At 63.9% G+C, this 18,884-nt stretch carries 17 protein-coding genes; 12 read left to right on the forward strand and 5 right to left on the reverse strand.

The features are described 5' to 3' along the window. Positions 1 to 66: 66 nt before the first annotated feature. The gene (gene sbnA, locus BLEFHOIH_RS21835; protein WP_088348164.1) at positions 67 to 1,056 is read right to left on the reverse strand and encodes a 2,3-diaminopropionate biosynthesis protein SbnA; all 990 of its coding nucleotides are present in this window, start codon (positions 1,054 to 1,056) and stop codon (positions 67 to 69) included. A gap of 287 nt (positions 1,057 to 1,343) precedes the next feature. Between sbnA and BLEFHOIH_RS21840 the strand changes: the two genes are divergently transcribed. Continuing rightward, the gene (locus BLEFHOIH_RS21840; protein ID WP_170937321.1) at positions 1,344 to 1,769 is read left to right on the forward strand and encodes a ParB N-terminal domain-containing protein; all 426 of its coding nucleotides are present in this window, start codon (positions 1,344 to 1,346) and stop codon (positions 1,767 to 1,769) included. A gap of 9 nt (positions 1,770 to 1,778) precedes the next feature. Here the strand turns inward: BLEFHOIH_RS21840 and BLEFHOIH_RS21845 are convergent, their stop codons facing one another. Continuing rightward, the gene (locus tag BLEFHOIH_RS21845) at positions 1,779 to 2,036 is read right to left on the reverse strand and encodes a hypothetical protein (protein WP_245297145.1); all 258 of its coding nucleotides are present in this window, start codon (positions 2,034 to 2,036) and stop codon (positions 1,779 to 1,781) included. A 286-nt stretch (positions 2,037 to 2,322) separates the two neighbouring features. Between BLEFHOIH_RS21845 and BLEFHOIH_RS21850 the strand changes: the two genes are divergently transcribed. Together BLEFHOIH_RS21850 and BLEFHOIH_RS21855 are read left to right on the forward strand one after the other, a co-directional pair. Then, on the forward strand, positions 2,323 to 2,640 hold the full coding sequence (locus tag BLEFHOIH_RS21850) for a hypothetical protein (RefSeq protein ID WP_088348467.1): 318 nt from the start codon (positions 2,323 to 2,325) through the stop codon (positions 2,638 to 2,640). A 9-nt stretch (positions 2,641 to 2,649) separates the two neighbouring features. Further along, positions 2,650 to 3,240: a hypothetical protein gene (locus BLEFHOIH_RS21855; RefSeq protein ID WP_088348166.1), complete on the forward strand. Its 591-nt coding sequence runs from the start codon at positions 2,650 to 2,652 to the stop codon at positions 3,238 to 3,240. 66 nt (positions 3,241 to 3,306) lie between these two features. On the opposite strand, the gene BLEFHOIH_RS21860 is transcribed toward BLEFHOIH_RS21855, so the two are convergent. Both BLEFHOIH_RS21860 and BLEFHOIH_RS21865 read right to left on the reverse strand, forming a co-directional pair. Beyond that, positions 3,307 to 5,832, reverse strand: coding sequence for a PBP1A family penicillin-binding protein (locus BLEFHOIH_RS21860; RefSeq protein WP_125461853.1), 2,526 nt, complete (start codon positions 5,830 to 5,832; stop codon positions 3,307 to 3,309). A gap of 29 nt (positions 5,833 to 5,861) precedes the next feature. Further along, positions 5,862 to 7,028 carry a carboxylate-amine ligase gene (locus tag BLEFHOIH_RS21865; RefSeq protein WP_088348168.1) on the reverse strand — a complete coding sequence of 389 codons (1,167 nt, stop codon included), beginning with the start codon at positions 7,026 to 7,028 and terminating at the stop codon, positions 5,862 to 5,864. Between the two features lie 51 nt (positions 7,029 to 7,079). Here BLEFHOIH_RS21865 and BLEFHOIH_RS26430 point away from each other — a divergent pair, with 51 nt between their 5' ends. From BLEFHOIH_RS26430 to BLEFHOIH_RS21900, 7 genes are all read left to right on the forward strand, one after another. Further along, positions 7,080 to 7,316 (forward strand): hypothetical protein, encoded by a 237-nt coding sequence (locus BLEFHOIH_RS26430; protein ID WP_125461854.1) that lies wholly within the window; start codon positions 7,080 to 7,082, stop codon positions 7,314 to 7,316. A 316-nt stretch (positions 7,317 to 7,632) separates the two neighbouring features. Beyond that, the gene (locus BLEFHOIH_RS21875; RefSeq protein ID WP_088348170.1) at positions 7,633 to 9,015 is read left to right on the forward strand and encodes a 3-deoxy-7-phosphoheptulonate synthase class II; all 1,383 of its coding nucleotides are present in this window, start codon (positions 7,633 to 7,635) and stop codon (positions 9,013 to 9,015) included. Between the two features lie 231 nt (positions 9,016 to 9,246). After that, entirely contained in the window at positions 9,247 to 10,200 is a 954-nt protein-coding gene (locus BLEFHOIH_RS21880; protein WP_125461855.1) for a hypothetical protein, read from the forward strand. A gap of 26 nt (positions 10,201 to 10,226) precedes the next feature. Further along, complete coding sequence (locus tag BLEFHOIH_RS21885; RefSeq protein WP_088348172.1) at positions 10,227 to 10,700, forward strand: cupin domain-containing protein; 474 nt, start codon at positions 10,227 to 10,229, stop codon at positions 10,698 to 10,700. Positions 10,701 to 10,801: 101 nt separating this feature from the next. Continuing rightward, positions 10,802 to 12,466, forward strand: a complete 1,665-nt coding sequence (locus BLEFHOIH_RS21890; RefSeq protein ID WP_088348173.1) for an NAD+ synthase — start codon at positions 10,802 to 10,804, stop codon at positions 12,464 to 12,466. Beyond that, positions 12,463 to 13,800, forward strand: a complete 1,338-nt coding sequence (gltX, locus tag BLEFHOIH_RS21895) for a glutamate--tRNA ligase (RefSeq protein ID WP_088348174.1) — start codon at positions 12,463 to 12,465, stop codon at positions 13,798 to 13,800. The genes BLEFHOIH_RS21890 and gltX overlap by 4 nt, the downstream gene beginning before the upstream one ends. Positions 13,801 to 14,223: 423 nt before the next feature. Beyond that, positions 14,224 to 15,063, forward strand: a complete 840-nt coding sequence (locus BLEFHOIH_RS21900; RefSeq protein ID WP_170937323.1) for an ankyrin repeat domain-containing protein — start codon at positions 14,224 to 14,226, stop codon at positions 15,061 to 15,063. Between the two features lie 211 nt (positions 15,064 to 15,274). Here BLEFHOIH_RS21900 and BLEFHOIH_RS21905 read toward each other — a convergent pair whose 3' ends face one another. After that, entirely contained in the window at positions 15,275 to 17,062 is a 1,788-nt protein-coding gene (locus BLEFHOIH_RS21905) for a zinc-ribbon domain-containing protein (protein WP_125461857.1), read from the reverse strand. A 156-nt stretch (positions 17,063 to 17,218) separates the two neighbouring features. Here BLEFHOIH_RS21905 and ftsE point away from each other — a divergent pair, with 156 nt between their 5' ends. Together ftsE and BLEFHOIH_RS21915 are read left to right on the forward strand one after the other, a co-directional pair. Continuing rightward, complete coding sequence (ftsE, locus tag BLEFHOIH_RS21910; RefSeq protein ID WP_088348177.1) at positions 17,219 to 17,878, forward strand: cell division ATP-binding protein FtsE; 660 nt, start codon at positions 17,219 to 17,221, stop codon at positions 17,876 to 17,878. Between the two features lie 4 nt (positions 17,879 to 17,882). Continuing rightward, on the forward strand, positions 17,883 to 18,857 hold the full coding sequence (locus BLEFHOIH_RS21915; protein WP_125461858.1) for an ABC transporter permease: 975 nt from the start codon (positions 17,883 to 17,885) through the stop codon (positions 18,855 to 18,857). Positions 18,858 to 18,884 lie beyond the last annotated feature (27 nt).

Consider the following 18,884-nt stretch of genomic DNA (forward strand, 5'->3'; position numbering starts at 1 on the left):
GTATTTAAAGTATAAACGCCTGCCGCCAATGTTGTCAAATGCGCAGCACTGCGGATGGGATGCGGGTCAGGCGGCGGTCGCCGGCGAAAAGCCAAGTCTCGGCACCTCTCCGAAGCGCGCCTTCACCCAATCATCATTATAGATCGTATCGAGATAGCGCTCGCCGAGGTCGGGCGAGATAGCGCCGATCACCGCTTCCTTGCCGAGGCGCGGCTTCCATGCCAGCACCGCCGCCAACACCGTCCCTGTCGAGCCGCCTGCGAGAAATCCATGTCGCTGGGCCAGATGCCGGCACATGCCGATGGTGTCGCGCTCATCGATCATTTCCATTGCGAACAGCCCAGCCGGATCGAACAGCTCCGGCCGCCGGCTCGCCCCGAGCCCGGGAATATGCCGCTTGCCCGGCTTGCAACCGAAAGTGACCGAGCCGGCCACGTCGACGGCGACGATCTTTACCTCCGGCCGGTGCGCGCGGAAATGCCTGACGCAGCCCATCAGCGTGCCGGTCGTGCCCGCGCCGATGAAGAGATAGTCGAGGCGCGGAAAGCGCTGGTCGATGGCGGTCGCGGTCCATTGCCGGTGCGCCTCGGCATTGGCGGGATTGGCATATTGATTGGTCCATACGACCCGCGGGTCCTCGCCGAGCAGCCGCTTGATGTAGCGGATGCGGGTGCCGAGATAACCGCCATTCTCGTCCGGCTCCGTGACCGTGACGATATGGGTGCCGAGCGCTTCCATGATCTTGATGTTGCGGGCCGAGGCATTGGGATCGACGACGCAGGTGAAGTCGTAGCCGCGCCCCGCGCAGATCATGCTGAGCGCCACGCCGAGATTGCCGGACGAGGACTCGATGATCCGGCTGTCGGGCAAAATCTGCCCTTCCTTTTCCATCGTGTTGATAAGGTTCAGCGCGGTCTTGATCTTGACCGAGCCGGCGGTATTCAGCGCCTCGATCTTGACGAAGACGGGCTGCGGCAAGATCCCTTCGAGCGGCACGAAGACATCGTCGTTGAACAGTTCGCAAGCCCTGGAAAAAGCGGGAGCGTTCGCGGTCATCTGGAGATCTCCTCTTGGATCGGAGAAGCGAACCGCGCGCCTTGCCCAGGCGAGCCAAGCGTCGTTAAGAATACGCCGGACGGGGTCTGCTCCTTCAGAAGCCACTAAGCTGCACAAATATTGAGCTTCTTTCAAGCAAAAATGATGCATAAATTACTGGGTTGCAAAATATATACTGTAAAAATATTATGATCGAACAAAATATTTCTTCCGAATATTCTTGCTCACCAAACTTGTTTGCGCTGTTTAGGGCCTCCCCTGATGTCGGGGTTTGTGGAGGTGTTCCAATGAATGACATGCATGCGCTGCCCCATGGCGATTGGGTTGCTCTCCTGCCGCTGACGGCATTGCTTCCGCATGAGGAGCACGACGCCGAGCGCGCCGGTCTTCTCTCCGCTGAGATCCAGGCCCAGGGTGTCTGGACGGAGCCCTTGCTGATCGAGCGGCGCCATTTCATCATCCTCGATGGACATCATCGGTGGGAGGCGGCCAAGCGCTTGAATCTTGCCACCGTGCCGGCCCGCATGATCGCATATGGCGATCCCCGGCTCTCGCTGACATCGTGGCGCCCCGGCGAACGCTGGACGCCGCGCGACGTCATTGCCCGCGCCCTGACCGGCAATCTGTGCCCCATCAAAACGACGCGGCACACGTTGCGCGCCGTCTCAGCCGCCCTCCCCTTCGGCCTGGCCGAGCTGAGGCGCGCTCTGTAGGTCAACAGGTCAACGCGCCTCGAGCAACCGTTCTTCATTGGCTCTGACATGGGTGCGGAAGCGGCAGATCACGCTGCGCACCGATCCGCCGTAAGCCAGAGTGCCCAGCGCTTCAGCCACGGCGTCGCTCTTTTCGGCGACCATGCCATAGGCTTCGGACCGTGCGGCGGCGCCGCCATCCGCGAGCTTTCTCATTCTCAGGCCGATGACCGCTTGCGCCTCGATCCCGAGCAACATCGTCTGCAGCGTCAATTCGATGCAAGCCAAAAACATCTTCTTCTCCTAGGAGGCATCGAACTCACGGGCGGTCGGAGGGGTGGGCGCGGAACCCGATGCATCTGAAGCCGTCCCACGCATTAGCAACAACCTTTAGCGGTGCGCTCTGTTCCTGCGGCGCAAGAGACAGTCTTGCAGATGAATGCAATGCCGGCTGTGCAGAATCAGACAGTGCGAACGGCTACGGAATTCGCAGCGCGCGGAACAAACAGACGCCCGTCTGGCTTGTCGAAGGGAGCCGCTCGAAAACGCGGCCCCCAAAATTATGGAGAACCAGATGCGCAAAATTTCATTGGGATTGGCAGCGCTCGCTTTGACCTGTTCGGCCGGACTGGCACTTGCCCAGACCGCTGGCTCGGCGTCCGAGCCTGCCGCGGAAAAGCCAATGACGTCGAACCAGGCGGAAAAGCCCCCGCTGACCGGCGCCAATAGCTTCACCGAAGCCCAAGCCCGCGAACGCATCGCGGACGCCGGCTTCCAGGAAGTAAAGGGGCTGAAGAAGGATGACAAGGGCGTCTGGCGCGGCCAGGCGATGAAATCCGGTCAATCGGTCGAGGTCGCCCTCGATTTTCGCGGCAATGTCGTTCAGCAATAGGGGACATCCATGACACGCACACTCACTCACGTTTATGACGACCCGTCCGTGGCGAGCGAAGTGGTCGCCGCATTGGAGGGCGCCGGTTTCACGTCCAGCGAAATCAGCATCGTGAAGCAGCATGACACCGAAGTCGCCACGACGGCCAGGGACGACAGCGCCCAGGACGGCGCGACGACCGGAGCCGGCATCGGCCTGGTTGCTGGTACCGGCGCCGGTTTGCTGGCGTCGCTCGGCATCATCGCCATTCCGGGCCTTGGACCGCTGGTCGCAGCGGGTGTGCTCGCCACGACGCTGGCGACTGCTGCCGCCGCGACGGTGACCGGCGGCTTGCTTGGCGCGCTCGTCGACTACGGCATTTCGCCCGAGGATGCGGAGGTTTATGCCGAGAACGTCCGGCGCGGCGGCACGCTGGTCTCGGTCCGCACCGACGAAAAGCGCGCCGATGAAGCCGAGGACATCATGCAGGAATTCGATCCGGTGGACATCTCCGCTCGCGGCGATGCGTATCGCGGCGACGGCTGGACTCGTTACGACCCGGATGCCCCTGCCTACACGAGCAACGAGGCTCAGGCCGAGCGCAACCGCCAGCGCCTGTAATTCAGGGCTTGCATACCTGATGAAGCTGGGCCCCTCGCGGGCCCAGCTTTTTTTGCACCAAACGGTCTACTCGGCTTGGTCTCCCATATCGCAGCGCTGACGCGCACCGCCATCATAGGGCTGGTAGGTGCAATCCGACTCGTCGAAGGATCGGTATCGCCGTGAGCAGCGGTTGACATCGCAAGACGCGCTGCGGGCGGAGGTCGGCAGCAGATCGGCTGTCGGCTGCAGAACGTCACCACCGCTCGGCGCCATTTCGCAAAGCCGCCGGGGACCGGCATACGACCTGTAGGTGCAGTCGGACGGATTGAACGACGAGTATCGGGCGGCGCAGGCGTCCAGATCGCATTGTGCGCGCGGAGAACTCGCCATCGAATTTCCTGCGGAACTTGTTGCCGCATTCGCATCGAAGCCGAATGGCGCATTCCCCGCAGAGAGCGCGCCGCCCGGCTTATCGAGCAGCGGAGTTGCGGCGCTTACGAAACGCTTCCAGATCTGCGCCGGCAGCGATCCGCCGGTCACGCCCTCCATCGGCGTGCGGTCGTCGTTGCCGACCCACACGCCCACCACCAGCGCCTCGTTGAATCCCACGAACCACGCGTCGCGATAGTCCTGGCTGGTCCCCGTTTTGCCGGCCGCCTCGCCGCGGTCGAGCCTGGCCGCCCGGCCGGTCCCGTGTTCGACCACTCCCCGCAGCAACTGGATCATCTCCTCATCATGCGGCAAGGGTTGAGCCGATACGATCGGCGGCCCCAGGGAGCGCAGGCCGCTGCCCTCCTGGCCAATCGCCGTGATTCCCCAGGGTTCGATCCTCGGATGGGCGGCGCGGACCGAGGCGAAGGCGCCCGTGAGATCCAGCAAGCTGACTTCATTGGTGCCGAGCGCCATGCTGGGCACTTTCACCAGCGGCGCGTCGAGACCAAGCTCCCGGGCGGCGGCAACCACCTCGTCGAGGCCGACCGTCTGAGCGAGGCGGATGGCGGCAGAATTGATCGATCCCGCGAAGGCGCGTGCCAGCGTCACATCGCCATATTCCTGGCCGCCGTAATTCTCCGGCTCCCACCGGCCCATTTCCACCGGCGAAGCATCGATCATGTCCTCGGGCGAATAGCCTTTACGCAAGGCGGCGTAATAGACGAACAGCTTGAAGGTCGATCCCGGCTGGCGCAGTGCGTCGGCGGCGCGGTTGAACTCGCTCTGCTCGTAATTGCGGCCGCCGACCATCGCGACAACGGCGCCGTTGGGCCGCATCGCCACCAGCGCGGCCTGCCCGGCGCCGCGGCCGCCTTCCGGGCCGGACAGCGCTTCATTCACGACCCGCTCCGCCAATTGCTGCAATCGCGGCTGCAAACTGGTGCGCACGCGGAGGGCCCGGTTGCCGGACCCGGCGATCTTGGGGACTTCATATTTGGCGATCCAATCCGCGAACCAGCTCCCCGCGCGCACTGTCCTCGGGGAAAGCCTGAGCGCCGCCGGGTGGGCTTTGGCCTCCCGCGCCGAGGCCGCATCGATGGTGCCGGTCTCCAGCATGGCGTCGATGACATTCGCCGCTCGGCGATGCGCGGCCTCGAGGTCCCGGAGCGGATTAAATTTGGAAGGCGCCTGGATCAGCCCGGCGAGCATTGCCGCTTCCGGCAAAGTCAGCTCCGAGACATTCTTGTCGAAATACATGCGCGAGGCCGCGGACATACCGTGCATGCCGGCCCCCAGATAGACCGTGTTGAGGTAGCGCGTGAGGATCGCGTCCTTCTCCAGGCGCAGTTCGAGCCAGATCGCCGTGCACGCCTCGCGAAGTTTGCGCGTCATGGTGCGCTCCGAGCCGACGATCAGCAGCTTGGCAAGCTGCTGCGTGATCGTGCTGCCCCCCTCGACGACATTCCCGGCCGTCCAGTTCGCGTAGCTCGCCCGCGCGATGCCGCGCAGATCGATGCCGTGGTGGCTGTAAAATCGCCTGTCCTCGATACTGATGACCGCGTTGATGAGGATGTCCGGAAAATCCTGCCGCCGGACGGCATCCCCGAACGAGCCGATGCGGCCGAGCGGCTCCCCATTCGCCGCCTCGACCAGCAGCGACGGCGTGCTGATCGCGCCCGGCCTCTCGAGCGGCGCGTCCCGCAGCGCCCAAAGCATGACCGTGGCGACCCCGAGGAAGAGCACGATTGCGGCAAAGAGGGCCGTCTTCATGAGGAAGACCACCGAGCGACGCGACGGGACGAGCCAGCGCAATAGTCTGACCGTGTCGGCGGCTATCGCCGCGAAAAGCTGCCCGACGCCGCTCGTAATGCGCTGCCAGGCTTCGCGCCGCAACGCGTCGGGGTTCGTCGGAGCTTGCTGAAATTGATGTTCGCTGCGAGGAAAGTCCTGCTCCGTGCCTGCCATCCGATACCCCGATCGTGGATCGCGCCGCGACTGCCGCTGCTCAAATTGTGCGAAGATGATTGCGAGGGGTGAATGTCTCCAGGGAACGTTGCGTTCCAGTGCCGTTAAGCAAAATGGCGGCGCAGTAGCGCCGCCCGCACAGCCACGCGCAATTAACGGACCAATGCGAGGAGAAATTGCGAGCACATGCTCGGTCTCGGCAAGACCGGGCATGTGCAATGGTCTGGAGGCGGCCCGAAAGCCTAAGCTTTCGCCGTTTCAGCGCCGGTGCCCTGGACCGTCTCCACGATCAGCGTATCGACGACGGCTTGAAGCGCCTCGCGTTCATCGGCGCCAGCCTCCAGCGACGCGGCAAACACGGCAACCTGACGTTCGGCGCTCGTGCCTCGCTCCAGGATGTTGCGGCTGTGCTCGACCTCGATCCGACAGTTCAGCGCCTCGGCGTCCTCACGGATCAGGACCAGGATCTCATCGAGCAGCGAGCGGAATTCCACCAGCTCGCTCTTGCCGAAATCGACGAGCCCGTTGGTTGCGCCATAGCGCTGCGCGCGCCACCGGTTCTCCATGATCAGAAACGGCGAGTAGGATCGCCAGCGCTGGTTGCCACCGCGCAGCCGATAAAGCATCCGGCAGATGCACAGATACATCGCCGCGATCGAAATGCCGTCCTCCAGGAACGGGCAGATGTCGGTGATGCGCATTTCCAGCGTCGGGAACCGCCATGAAGGCCGTAAATCCCACCAGATCTTGGTGCCGTCCTCGATCAGCTTCGACTTCACCAGCACATCGACGGTCCGGGCATATTCGGCGAAGCTGGCGAAATGCTCCGGCAGGCCGGTGCGCGGCAGTTCGTCGAAAATGGCGAGGCGGAAGGAGTTGAGGCCGGTCTGCCTTCCGCGCCAGAACGGCGATGAGGTCGACAGCGCCAGCAAGTGCGGCAGGAAATAGCTGGCCTGGTTCATGATGTCGATGCGGAGATCGTCATCCTCGATGCCGACGTGAACATGCATCCCGCTGATCAGCATCCGCCGCGCGATCATTTGCAGATCGGCGACGATGACGTGGTAGCGCTCCTTGTCGGTATGCTGCTGGTCCTCCCATTCGGCGAAGGGATGGGTGGAGGCGGCGATCGGGGCGAGGCCGTAATTGGCCGCGCAATCGGCGATGGTCCGCCGTAGCCGCGCCAGATCCTCGCGCGCCTCTTTGATGGTCTTGCACACCCGCGTGCCGACCTCGATCTGCGAGCGCATGAATTCCGGCGTCACCTGGCCGCCAAACTCGGCGAGCGCGGCTTCGCAATCGCTGAACAGCTCCTTGGGAGGATCGGCGGCCAGATCGCGGGAAACTTTGTCGACGAGGAGATATTCTTCCTCGATGCCCAGAGTAAAACTCGGTTCCCGAAGACTCATAAAGCTGTCACGCATAACCCTCTATACCCACGCCGCGCGTGAGCCACCTGTTTGAGTTTAGCTGAAAACTTCTCAAAAATCACCGGGCCCGTAAATCTCAAGCGTCGCAAGGCGGCCTCCGCCACCGGCCGAATTGATGTGCAAATCCAGTTTCTCGGCGGCCATCGCGAACGCTTTGACACAATACGAAAAAACCGCCAGGCCGTCACGGCCGCGAAGAGCCATGATATCCTCAGAACCGGCGCCGGATGGTCCATTCATGACGCAATGACAAAAATAAATGCGTGAAAGGTCACAAATAGCGACTATTCAAGCGCTCGGCGCGCCGAAGGCAAACCCGGCCTCTCGGCCCTAGATTTGCTCATCGGCCCGCGCGTCCACGAGGTGTTTAGGCGAGCCACAGCAGGGCAAAACAATGTCGTCCCGTGAAGGAACATCGCGAACGGTCGGCGGGTTCCGCGCCCCAGCACGCGCCCGTTGACAAGCGCGCGACATCCCGTCTAGCCACATTGGCCGGCATCGCTTATAACGAGCGCAATCGGCATTGGGCGGCGGTTCTCCCGCCATGACCCATTCGCAGCACAGCCTAGTTAGGAGCCCTCCCGTGACCAGTTCGTGGAAGCCGGATAGTTGGCGCGTAAAGCCCATCGAGCAGAGCCCGGAATATCCAGACCCGGCCGCCTTGGCGTCGGTCGAGGCGGAGCTCGCGACCTTTCCGCCGCTGGTTTTTGCAGGCGAGGCGCGCGACCTGAAGCATGAGCTCGCCGAGGCGGCGCATGGCAGAGCGTTCCTGTTGCAGGGCGGAGATTGCGCCGAAAGCTTCGCCGAACATCGCGGCGACACCATCCGCGACTTCTTTCGCGTCTTCCTGCAGATGTCGGTGGCGCTGACCTATGCGGGCGGCTGCCCGGTGGTGAAGGTCGGCCGCATCGCCGGCCAGTTCGCCAAGCCGCGCTCGGGCCCGACCGAAAAGCAGGGCGACGTCGAGCTGCCGAGCTATCGCGGCGACATCGTCAACGACATCGCCTTCACGGCGCAGGCCCGCACGCCCGATCCGGTGCGCCTACTCAGCGCCTACCGGCAATCCGCCGCGACGATGAATCTGCTGCGCGCCTTCGCCCAAGGCGGTTTCGCCGATCTGGAGCGCGTGCATCAATGGACGATGGGCTTTGTCAATGACAGCCCGGCCGGTGCCCGCTACCGGGAACTGGCCGACCGTATCAGCGACAGCCTGACCTTCATGCGCGCCTGCGGTCTGGTGCCGGAGAATCTGCGCGAGCTTCGCACCACAAATTTCTACACCAGCCATGAAGCGCTGCTGCTCGGCTATGAGCAGGCGATGGCGCGCATCGATTCCACCAGCGGCGGCTGGTACGCAACCTCGGGCCATTTCCTCTGGATCGGCGACCGCACCCGCCAGCTCGACCACGCCCATGTCGAATTCCTGCGCGGCGTGCACAATCCGATCGGGCTGAAATGCGGGCCTTCGCTGAAGCCCGACGACCTGATCCGGCTGATCGACATCCTCAACCCGAAGAACGAGCCGGGCCGGCTGACCCTGATCGCCCGCTTCGGCGCGGACAAGGTCGGCGACTACCTGCCGGCGCTGATCCGGGCGGTCGAGCGCGAGGGCAAGGTCGTCGTCTGGTCCTGCGACCCGATGCACGGCAACACCATCAAGGCGATGAGCGGCTACAAGACCCGGCCCTTCGATCTGATCCTGAAGGAGGTCGAGAGCTTCTTCGACGTCCACCGCGCCGAGGGCACCTATCCGGGCGGCCTGCATGTCGAGATGACCGGCAAGAACGTCACAGAATGCACCGGCGGCGCGCAGCTCATCACCGACACCGACCTGTCGGACCGCTATCACACGCATTGCGATCCCCGGCTGAACGCCAGCCAGGCGCTGGAGCTTGCTTTCCTGGTGGCCGAAAGGCTGCGCCGCGACCGCACCAAGCCGCCGCTTGACGTGGCCGCCAACTCTTAGACGGAGAGCTTCTCTACGCGGGACAAAGCCCTCCCGATCAGCATTCGTTCAGTATGGACGGGTCAAGATCGAGGCGTCCCCATTGCTTGCGAGTGCCGCCTGCCTTGTGTAGGAAGGCGCTCGGCCATTGACGGATATATTAAGAAAAATTTGAGCTGGGTGGCAGTCATGGGAAGCAGCGCGCGCAAGACGACTTCAGCCTACAAGAAATTCCAGCTAAAGCCGCGAGAAATGACCAAAACGGTGCAGGAGGCGGTCGTCGAGGCCGTCACCAACCGCGCCAAGGGCGGCCTGTCCGATCCGAGCCTCAGCGTCTGGGCCGACCGCCCTGCCCCGATCGTACCCGCGCCGAAGCCCGCGACCTGGCCGATGCCGGTCACCGAATTCCGCGACGGCCAATATCTTGAGCCCGGCGACATCGTACTCTCGACACGGCTCGAAAGCTTCTTCGCTTTCCTCGTCAAGCGCTTCGACGACAGCCGCTTCGCCCATGCCGCCCTGACCTTCGTCACGCCCCGGCATTATCCGGGCGTCGACCAGAGCTATCTGATCGAGTCGACCTTCAGCGGCGTCGATCTCGGCTCGCTGTCCGAAATCCTCGCTCCGACCGCCGTGTTCAAGGACACGCGCGAAAAGCCGCGTTATCTCGTAGGCATCAAGCGGCTGGAGACGGACTGGTTCACCCCGCAAATGCGGCCGATGGTCAGCGGGCGAATGCTGCGCTTCATCAAGGATGACGAGTATAATTTCCCGCTGCTGGTCGCGCTGGCCACCAACCGCTCGAAATTCTTCTTCCGGCTGCGCGATTCCCTGTTCGGCGGCGCCCCGACCATTGGCGACTTCCTGAAGCGCAGCAAGAAATTCGCGCCGGTGGAATTCATCTGCTCGGGCTTTGTGCAATTCGCCTATGTCGACATGGTGCGCTCGGCAATCGAACTGGGCCTGCTGTCCGAGGACCGCGCCGAGGCGGCCCGCGACGACGTCTTCTTCGCGCCCTGGGTCTCGCCGCGCTCCTCGATGGAGGAGCTGATGGCGGTGAAACCGCTGGAGCTGGCCTCGAGCGAGCGGCTGAAGTGGAAATATCTGATCTATGACGGCCTCGTCTATCAGGTCAGCACGGAGCAGGAAGTCGGCGAGATCTACGACCGCATCAACGACAATCGCCGCGCCAACCACGCCGCCTAAGGCCGATCGTCACGATTGGGGGAACTATGAGCGACAAACCCATCGCCCTTGTCGCGGGAGACGCCGCGCCGCGCGCCATCCAGACCACCTATCCCGAGCCCTACGCCTCCAAGATGCGGGCGCGCATCAAGCGCCCGCTCGGCGACCTCTTCGGCCTTCGCAATTTCGGCGTCAATCTCACCCGGTTGCAGCCGGGCGGCCTCTCCGCGCTGCACCACCGCCACAGCCGACAGGACGAATTCGTCTACATCCTCGAAGGGCATCCGACGCTGATCACCGATGCCGGCGAGATTGTCCTGGCGCCCGGAATGTGCGCGGGCTTTCCTGCCTCGGGCACCGCGCATCACCTGCATAACCGCACCGACGAGGACGCCGTCTTCCTCGAAATCGGCGACCGGCCGCAGGACGACGAGGTGGTTTATCCCCATGATGACATCGTGGCGACATTCGGCGAGGACGGCACCTGGCGCTATACGCGCAAGGACGGTTCGCCCTTCTAAGCACGCTCTTGCTTGTCACTGGGCACAATAACCGCCAAATTGCATACACTAGCTTGGGAGTTTGATTGCAAACCCCGAGCACCCCTTATATTGATCGCAAGATGCCTGCTTCTTTGCTCAAGATCGCCCTGGCGCAATTGAACCCCGTGGTCGGCGACCTCTCCGGCAACGCTGCGCTGGCGCGCCGCGCGCGCGCCGAGGCCGCCGCGCAGGGCGCCGATCTGATCCTCTTCTCCGAACTGTTCATCACCGGCTATCCGCCGGAAGACCTGATCCTGAAGCCGGCCTTCATCGACGCCGCCCGCGACACGATCGAGGCGCTTGCCCGTGAGACGGCCGATGGCGGCCCGGCCATGCTGATTGGCACTCCATGGCCCGGTATCGACCGCCCGCATAATTCCGTCGCGCTGCTCGATGGCGGCGTCGTCCGCGATGTCAGGCACAAGGTCGACCTGCCCAATTACAGCGTCTTCGACGAAAAGCGCGTCTTCGCGCCCGGCCCAATGCCGGGGCCGGTCAATTTCCGCGACATCCGCATCGGCGTGCCGATATGCGAGGACATCTGGACCGACGAAGTCTGCGAATGCCTGAGCGAAACTGGGGCGGAAATGCTGCTGGTGCCGAACGGCTCGCCTTTCACCAAGAACAAGCACGATACCCGCATCCGCCTCGCCGTCGCGCGCGTCGCGGAAACCGGGCTGCCGCTTGCCTATCTCAATCAGTTCGGCGGCCAGGATGAGTTGGTGTTCGACGGCGGCTCCTTCGTGCTCAATCCGGGCGGCAAACTGGTCGCGCAAATGCCGGCCTGGGAATCCGCCATCCGGATGACCGAGTGGACGCGCACCCCCCAAGGCTGGCGCTGCGCTCCCGGTGAATTGGCGCTGCTTGAGGACGGCGACGCCGCCGCTTACCTAGCCTGCGTCATCGGCCTCAGGGACTATGTCGAGAAGGCCGGCTTCCCGGGTGTCGTGCTGGGCATGTCCGGCGGCATTGACAGCGCGCTGACCGCCGCCATGGCCGTCGATGCGCTCGGCGCTTCGCGCGTGCATTGCGTCATGCTGCCCTACCGCTATACCTCGAACGAGTCCCTCAGAGACGCCGCCGCCTGCGCCGAGGCGCTCGGCGTGCGCTACGACATCCTGCCGATCGAGGCGCCCGTCGAAGGTTTCGAAACGGCGCTTGCCCCGGTCTTCGCCGGCCGCGTGCCCGATATCACTGAGGAAAACCTGCAATCCCGCACGCGCGGCACGCTTTTGATGGCGATATCGAATAAATTCGGCTCGATGCTTGTTACAACAGGGAACAAGTCCGAGGTTTCAGTCGGCTATGCCACGCTCTATGGCGACATGAATGGCGGCTTCAACCCGATCAAGGATCTGTACAAGACGCAGGTCTATGCGCTCTCCCGCTATCGCAACGCGGCGCGCCCCAAGGGCGGGCTCGGGCCGGAGGGCGTGGTGATTCCAGAAAACATCATCACCAAGGCGCCGACCGCCGAGCTGCGCGAGAACCAGAGGGACCAGGATTCGCTGCCGCCCTACGACGTGCTCGACGACATTCTCGAATGCCTGGTCGATGGCGAAATGCCGCTTGCCGACATCATCGCGCGGGGTCATGCGCCGGAAACGGTGCGTAAGGTCGAGCGCCTGCTTTATCTGGCCGAATATAAGCGCCGCCAGTCCGCGCCCGGTGTAAAGATCACAAGCCGCAATTTCGGCCGCGACCGGCGTTATCCGATCACCAACAAATTCCGCGAAGCGCCATGAAACCCATCGTCCGCTTCGCCCCATCACCAACCGGCCGCCTGCATATCGGCAATTTGCGCCCGGCCCTGCTGAACTGGCTGTTCGCGCGGCGCGACGGCGGCTCCTTCATCCTGCGCTTCGACGACACCGACCTGGAGCGCTCGCGCGAGGAGCATGTCGAGGGCATCCGCGAGGATCTGCGCTGGCTCGGTCTCGACTGGGACCGCGAGGAGCGGCAGTCGCTGCGCTTTGCGCAATATGCCGACGCCGTCGAGACGCTGAAAGCGTCCGGCCGGCTCTATCCGGCCTATGAGACGCCAGACGAATTGGAGCGACGCCGAAAGCGTCAGCTCGCGCGCGGCATGCCCCCGGTCTATGACCGCGCCGCGCTGCAGCTCACCGATGAGGACCGCGCCGGGCTTGAAGCGGAGGGCCGAAAGCCACATTGGCGCTTTCTTCTCGAAGACAGCACCGTCGCCTGGGACGATCTGATCCGCGGCCCGCAGACGATCGAGACCTCCTCGCTCTCCGACCCTGTGCTGGTGCGCGAGGACGGTACCTATCTCTACACGCTGCCGAGCGTGGTCGACGATATCGAATTCGGGGTGACGCATGTCATTCGCGGCGAGGACCACGTCGCCAATACCGGCGTGCAGATCCAGCTCTTCGAAGCGCTCGGCGCGACGCCACCGGCTTTTGCACATCATAATTTGCTGATCGGCGCCGATGGCCACGCGCTCTCAAAGCGCCTCGGCTCGCTCTCCCTGCGCTCATTTCGTGAGGAGGGACTTGAGCCTATGGCCGTATTGTCGCATTCGGCGACCATCGGCACCTCGCATGCGGTCGCGCCCTATAAGAGTTTGACCGCACTTGCGCAGCTCTTCGATTATGACAAACTGTCACGTGCGCCCGCGCGATTCGACATCGATGAGTTGCGGGCCCTGAATGCAAGGCTGCTGCAAGAGCTGGATTACGATGAGGTTGCGAGCCGCCTTGAGGCCGAGGGAATCGGCGGTGGTACCGCGTTTTGGAACGCGGTCCGTGCCAATCTGCATCTATTCGACGAGAGTAAAGAATGGTGGCGCGTCGTCGCCGGCCCGGTCGTTCCTCAGATCGAGTCGGTCGAGATACTGGACGCGGCGCGTGAATTATTGCCGGCCGAGCCATGGACGGGTGAAAGCTGGGGCGAATGGACGAATGCTGTGAAGACCGCGACCGGCGCCAAAGGCAAGGCGCTTTTCCATCCTTTACGGCTTGCGCTGACCGGTCGCGGTGACGGACCGGAGCTAAAAGCGCTATTGCCGCTGATCGGCCGGGCGCGGGCAACCGCCAGGCTCAGCGGACAGACGGCATAAGCATCCTGCCGCAATGGCGCGGCAGCAGACCGGCCTTCCGAACCAATTTCAAGCGAACGACCCGTGAGAAAGCGGACAGTGACCCAAAATATTTCTCAAAAATCATTTCCATTCCGGTGGCGCTGGCCGCCGCAAGCCGCAGCGAAGCCGATGCCAATCACGGCTAAGGCTTTTCCGCAGATTTTCGCCGGGACCCACCGGATCGCGCGCCTGAATTGCCCCGCTTCGCATTCATTATCAAGCCGTTATTTGAGTAATGCGGATTCTACTCAAACGGAGGGGACAAAGTGGCATTTCTTGTTTATGATAAATCACCGCGCCGCCCTTGGGGGGACAAGCGGTTGGGCCGCATTGCACCGGATTTTGCCACGGCGGTTCCTGGGTAGGGGCTGGCTGTGCGCCGGCGGTTTTTCTTGGAAGCCAATGCGGGACCGCACTCTCATAACCCATGCGCTGCGGATCGATTCGCGCTCTCCCCGTATCTCGGCCATGTCGCTCGCCGCGATCGCGATGCTGTCGCCCGCCTTTTGCGAGGCGGCCAGGGCCGGCGAGATACCGCCTTCGCGCCTGCTGCAATCCCCCGCCATCACCGCACGCGCCAAATCCGCGACGGCGCCGAGCGGCCCCGACCAGCTTCGGCTCTCCCTCGAACAGGCGATGTGGACGGCGCTTGCCTTCGAGGACGAGGTCAAGCTCGCCAGCCTGTTGAAGCAAGGTGCCAATCCGAACAAGCCCGACGAATTGTCCCAGATGACGCCGCTTATGGCGGCCGAGACGGCGCCGATCGCCAAGATCCTGCTGGAAGCCGGCGCCGACCCCAATCTTCGCGACCGCACCGGCCGCACGCCCATGCATCACGCGGTCAAAATGCGCGAGGGCGCCTCGATCGTGCATTTGCTGTTTAGCGCCGGAGGCGACGTCAATGCCCGCGCGCAGGATGGCGGCCAGAGCACGCCGCTCTTCTGCGCCATCGATAATTACCTCGAAAGCAAAGATCGCAAGGAAGCCGCGCTCATCATCCGCGTGCTGGCCCATCTCGGCGCCAAGCTCGACACGGCCGACGCCGCCGGCAACACGCCTCTGGCGCTTGCCGCCACCAACAACCAGCCCGAGCTGATCCGCCTGCTGCTGGAACTCGGCGCTGACGCCTCCCGTCCCCTAGGCGATGGCCGCACCCCCCTGGACTACGCCCGCGACGCCAACGCCGAAGATGCGATCCAGGCTCTAGCGGCGGGGCCATCGAAGGCGATTCCGGCGAATTGATGCGCGGCGCGAGAAGCGCTGCCGCACCGCACGCCGGTCCCAGATGTTTGAGCGCACCGTCGCCACGGCGTGGGGTGCCCTGTGCCGACCGGCCAAGCCAGCGCGCATTGGCGGTCAACACGCTTCCGCTATATGACAGACGCGCCGCTCGGCTTCGACGCCAGCTCCCCGCCGGAGGGAAGAGCGCCGTATTCGCGTTCCTGGGCGGAAATCACCGGTTCTGGTCGAACTCCAGCTCGATCTGCGAAATGTTCTTCGGCGGAGAGAGGAATTCCAGCGTGAAGCTCGCGGTCTCACGCGGCGCCAGCTTGTCGGTTTGCACGCTTGCCGTGGCCTTGACGCTGTCGGCGCTATTGGCGTCGCGGACGTTGATAAGCACGCGGGGGACGGTCACCGTGCGGTTGGTGACGTTGACGACCTGGCCCTTGACCTCGATCATCGGCTTGCCTTCGGCGCTGGTCCACCGGTAGCTGACATCGGCGAAATCGACACCGGCACTGGCGACGCTGAAGCCGATGGCGCGGTAGAGCGAGGTGGTGCCCGGCAGCGCCGTCATGATTTGCTGGCGGAAGCTCACGATGCCAAGCGCCAGCCCGCTGATGATCGAGAAGAACATCGCCCAGGCCGCGGCGACGGCCAAACCTCCGCCGCGCCTGGCCGATTCATATTCGGTAAGGTCGGTGGTCGCTTCGAGCTGCGCCTGCAGCGCGGCGGTGTCGGCATCATATTCGTCGCCCGGCGCCGCGCCTTCGCCGGCCGACCGCGCGGGCTGCTCGTCGTAGGCGCCGTCGAAATCGGTGAGCGGCTCGTCATGCCGCAGCTTGCCGCGCGATGGATCGACGGTCTTCTTGGGCAAAGCGCCGGCGCGGAAGACGTGCTCGATATCGGTCTGAAAGGCGCTGTCGCCCAACGCCTCGGCATTATCGGGGCCGTCCACGTCATCGCTGTCACTGTCGCCGTAGATCGGGCGCTTGGCGGAAGCGCCTGACAGCTTGAAGGGCGGGTCCTCGTCCAGCGCATGATCCGAATGCGGGTCATGGCCGGGGATGCGGAATGGCGGATAGTCGCGCTCCGGCTCCGGCTCGGAATCGTGCTCCGGTTCCGGCGCGGCTTCATGCTCGGCGCTCGCCGCCTGCTGCGCCGTGAACGCGTCCCAGTCAAAGTTCGAACGCGGGCGGGCCGCGGGCGGCTCGGGCTGCTCGAGCGCCTTCCGCAGCGCGTTGCGAATAGAATTCTCGGTGTCTTGCTCGTCAACCTCCGGCTCAGGCTCCGGGATGGCGGCGGTGATCTCGCGCCAGGGGCGGCTCATCCGCTGCGCCCAGCTCAACCCGGCATCCTCGTCGGCCGAGGCGCTGACCGTCGAAGCCTGTGGAGGTAAGCCTGGCGCAAGCTCCGGCTCCTGTTCGGGCTCTTCCTCCGGCTGTTCATGCCTATGCAGGGGGGCGGCGAAACGACTGGCGAAGGCGGGCATTTCCGGCTCCGGCTCAGCCTCGCTGTGCGGCGCCGCGTCCTCGGCCTCGGCCTCATCTTCGGCGGCGCTCTCATGATAGGCCACACTCGCGTGCTGCTCGAAGCCTCGCCAGTGGGTCTCTTCCTCGGCGGGGGCTTCTTCGGCGGCAGGCTCATCATAGTCCGGCGATTGCGGCTCCTCGCTGAAGCTCGAAAGCCGGGCGGCCAGATTCTCGCGCCTTGCCTGCCATTCAGCGGCTTCGGCAGCCGCATCATGGACCGGCGCACGCTCGGGCCTGCGCCCGTATGGGAAGCCTTCGTCGCCTCCAGCGGCAGCGTCAGGCGCCTCGGCGACGGGTTCGCTGGGCGCGTCTGCAACCGGATTGTGCTCCGGCTCGTCTAGCTCTATGGTCTCCTCGACGACGCCTTCAGGAACGAGCCGCCATTGATTTCCGCAGCGCGCGCATTTCACAGACCGGCCCCCTTCCGGTATGGCCTTATTCATTTTATACCGGGTCGTACAGGCCGGGCATTCAATGATGGTAGACACGGTGTTGTCCTCTAGATCAGGGGGAGACGGTTTAGGCGGCGTTCACGTCGTAATCCGCCTTTGCCGATTTGCATTGATACAGCAGAGTCGGTTCAGCATAAAGGCCGGCATCGTTGGCTGTTGATCCTTCGCGGTTAAGCTTGTGCAGGAGCGGGCGTGATCAGATTCGAAAATGTGGGACTCCGTTACGGCCTCGGTCAGGAAGTCCTGCGCGACGTGAGCTTTCACCTGCTGCCCGGATCGTTCCACTTCTTGACCGGTTCATCGGGCGCAGGCAAGACGTCCCTGCTCAAAATGTTGTTCCTATCTCTGAAGCCGAGCCGTGGGCTCGCCTACATCTTCGGCAAGAATGTGACGCGCTCGCCCCCCGAGCAGCGCGCCGAGCTGCGCCAGCGCATCGGCATCGTGTTCCAGGATTTCCGCCTTCTCGACCATATGACGACGTGGGAGAATGTGGCACTTCCCTTGCGCGTGCATGGCAAGCGGCAATCCGAATATGCCGAGGATGTGACGGAGCTGTTGAAATGGGTGGGGCTGGGCGAGCGGATGCACGCCTATCCGCCGGTTCTGTCGGGCGGTGAGAAGCAGCGCGCCGCCATTGCGCGGGCGGTGATCGGCAAGCCCGAGCTCCTGCTCGCCGACGAGCCGACCGGCAACGTCGACCCGCAGATGGCGCGCCGGCTCCTACGCCTTTTCATCGAATTGAACCGGCTTGGGACATCCGTCATCATTGCCACGCATGATTATCAGCTGATGACGCAATTCGCTGCGCCACGGCTGATGCTGGAGCATGGCCGGATGCATATCCAAGGCTGACACGATGAACAACCAAGCGCTCGACCGCCGCCTCCCCGCCGTCATGCAGCCCGAACAGCCCAAGCGCCGCTTTTCGCCCGGCAAGGCGCCGATCGTACCGCCCGGCTCGGTGACCGGCCGGTCGCTCGTGCTGGTGATCGCCATCATGGGCTTCCTCGCCTGCCTGACGGCGGGTGCGGTCTACATGATCAACCAGTCCGCCAATGACTGGCTGCGGGACGTCTCGAGCGAAGTCACGGTGCAGGTCAAGCCCGAGGGCACGCAGGAGGACACGGAGAAAAAGTCGCAGGAGATCGTCAAATTCCTGACCGGCCAGAACGGCGTGCGCAACGTTTCCCTGCTGACGCTCGACCAGTCGGCCGAGTTGGTCGAGCCTTGGCTGGGCCAGATTTCGGCGGTGAAGGAACTGCCCCTGCCGCGCCTGATCACAGTGCAGGTCGAGCGCGATCCCGCCCCCGATCTGGCGACGCTCAAAACCGTGCTGACGAATAAATTTCCCAGCGCCGCCCTCGACGACCATCGCGGCTGGCAGCAGCAGATCCGCCGCGTCACCGGCTCGCTGGCGCTCGGCGGCGTCGCGGTCATCATTCTGATGGCGGCGGCGACCGTCGCCATCATCGTCTCCGCGGCCCGCAGCGCCATCGCTTCGAACCGCGAGATCGTGGAAGTGCTGAATTTCGTCGGCGCGGAGGAGCGCTTCATCGCCCGACAGTTCGAGCGCCACTTCTTGAAGCTGGGGATAAGGGCGGGGATCGTCGGCGCGCTCGCGGCGGGCGCGGTGTTCATGTTCCTGCCGATCCTGACCGAATATCTGAGCGGCGCGGCGACCCATGCCGAGATCCGCCGGCTGGTCGGCACGGGGCGGCTCGACGCGCTCGGCTATGCCAGCCTGCTGATCGTCGTCTTCGCCATCGCCATGATCTGCCTTCTCACCTCGCGCTACGGCGTTCGTCGTATTTTGAACGCGCAGAACCAATAAACCATACTCGCGGACATGCGGTTGGGA

It is taken from the genome of Rhodomicrobium sp. R_RK_3 (assembly GCF_002198715.1).
Classification (GTDB): Bacteria; Pseudomonadota; Alphaproteobacteria; order Rhizobiales; family Rhodomicrobiaceae; genus R-RK-3.

What these genes read in the sequence shown, in the direction of transcription:
- sbnA (WP_088348164.1), bottom strand. Translation starts at nt 1,056, where the DNA reads ATGACCGCGAACGCTCCCGCTTTTTCCAGGGCTTGCGAACTGTTCAAC.
- BLEFHOIH_RS21840 (WP_170937321.1), top strand. Translation starts at nt 1,344, where the DNA reads ATGAATGACATGCATGCGCTGCCCCATGGCGATTGGGTTGCTCTCCTG.
- BLEFHOIH_RS21850 (WP_088348467.1), top strand. Translation starts at nt 2,323, where the DNA reads ATGCGCAAAATTTCATTGGGATTGGCAGCGCTCGCTTTGACCTGTTCG.
- BLEFHOIH_RS21855 (WP_088348166.1), top strand. Translation starts at nt 2,650, where the DNA reads ATGACACGCACACTCACTCACGTTTATGACGACCCGTCCGTGGCGAGC.
- BLEFHOIH_RS21860 (WP_125461853.1), bottom strand. Translation starts at nt 5,832, where the DNA reads ATGCCCGGTCTTGCCGAGACCGAGCATGTGCTCGCAATTTCTCCTCGC.
- BLEFHOIH_RS21865 (WP_088348168.1), bottom strand. Translation starts at nt 7,028, where the DNA reads ATGAGTCTTCGGGAACCGAGTTTTACTCTGGGCATCGAGGAAGAATAT.
- BLEFHOIH_RS21880 (WP_125461855.1), top strand. Translation starts at nt 9,247, where the DNA reads ATGACCAAAACGGTGCAGGAGGCGGTCGTCGAGGCCGTCACCAACCGC.
- BLEFHOIH_RS21885 (WP_088348172.1), top strand. Translation starts at nt 10,227, where the DNA reads ATGAGCGACAAACCCATCGCCCTTGTCGCGGGAGACGCCGCGCCGCGC.
- BLEFHOIH_RS21890 (WP_088348173.1), top strand. Translation starts at nt 10,802, where the DNA reads ATGCCTGCTTCTTTGCTCAAGATCGCCCTGGCGCAATTGAACCCCGTG.
- gltX (WP_088348174.1), top strand. Translation starts at nt 12,463, where the DNA reads ATGAAACCCATCGTCCGCTTCGCCCCATCACCAACCGGCCGCCTGCAT.
- BLEFHOIH_RS21900 (WP_170937323.1), top strand. Translation starts at nt 14,224, where the DNA reads ATGCGGGACCGCACTCTCATAACCCATGCGCTGCGGATCGATTCGCGC.
- BLEFHOIH_RS21915 (WP_125461858.1), top strand. Translation starts at nt 17,883, where the DNA reads ATGAACAACCAAGCGCTCGACCGCCGCCTCCCCGCCGTCATGCAGCCC.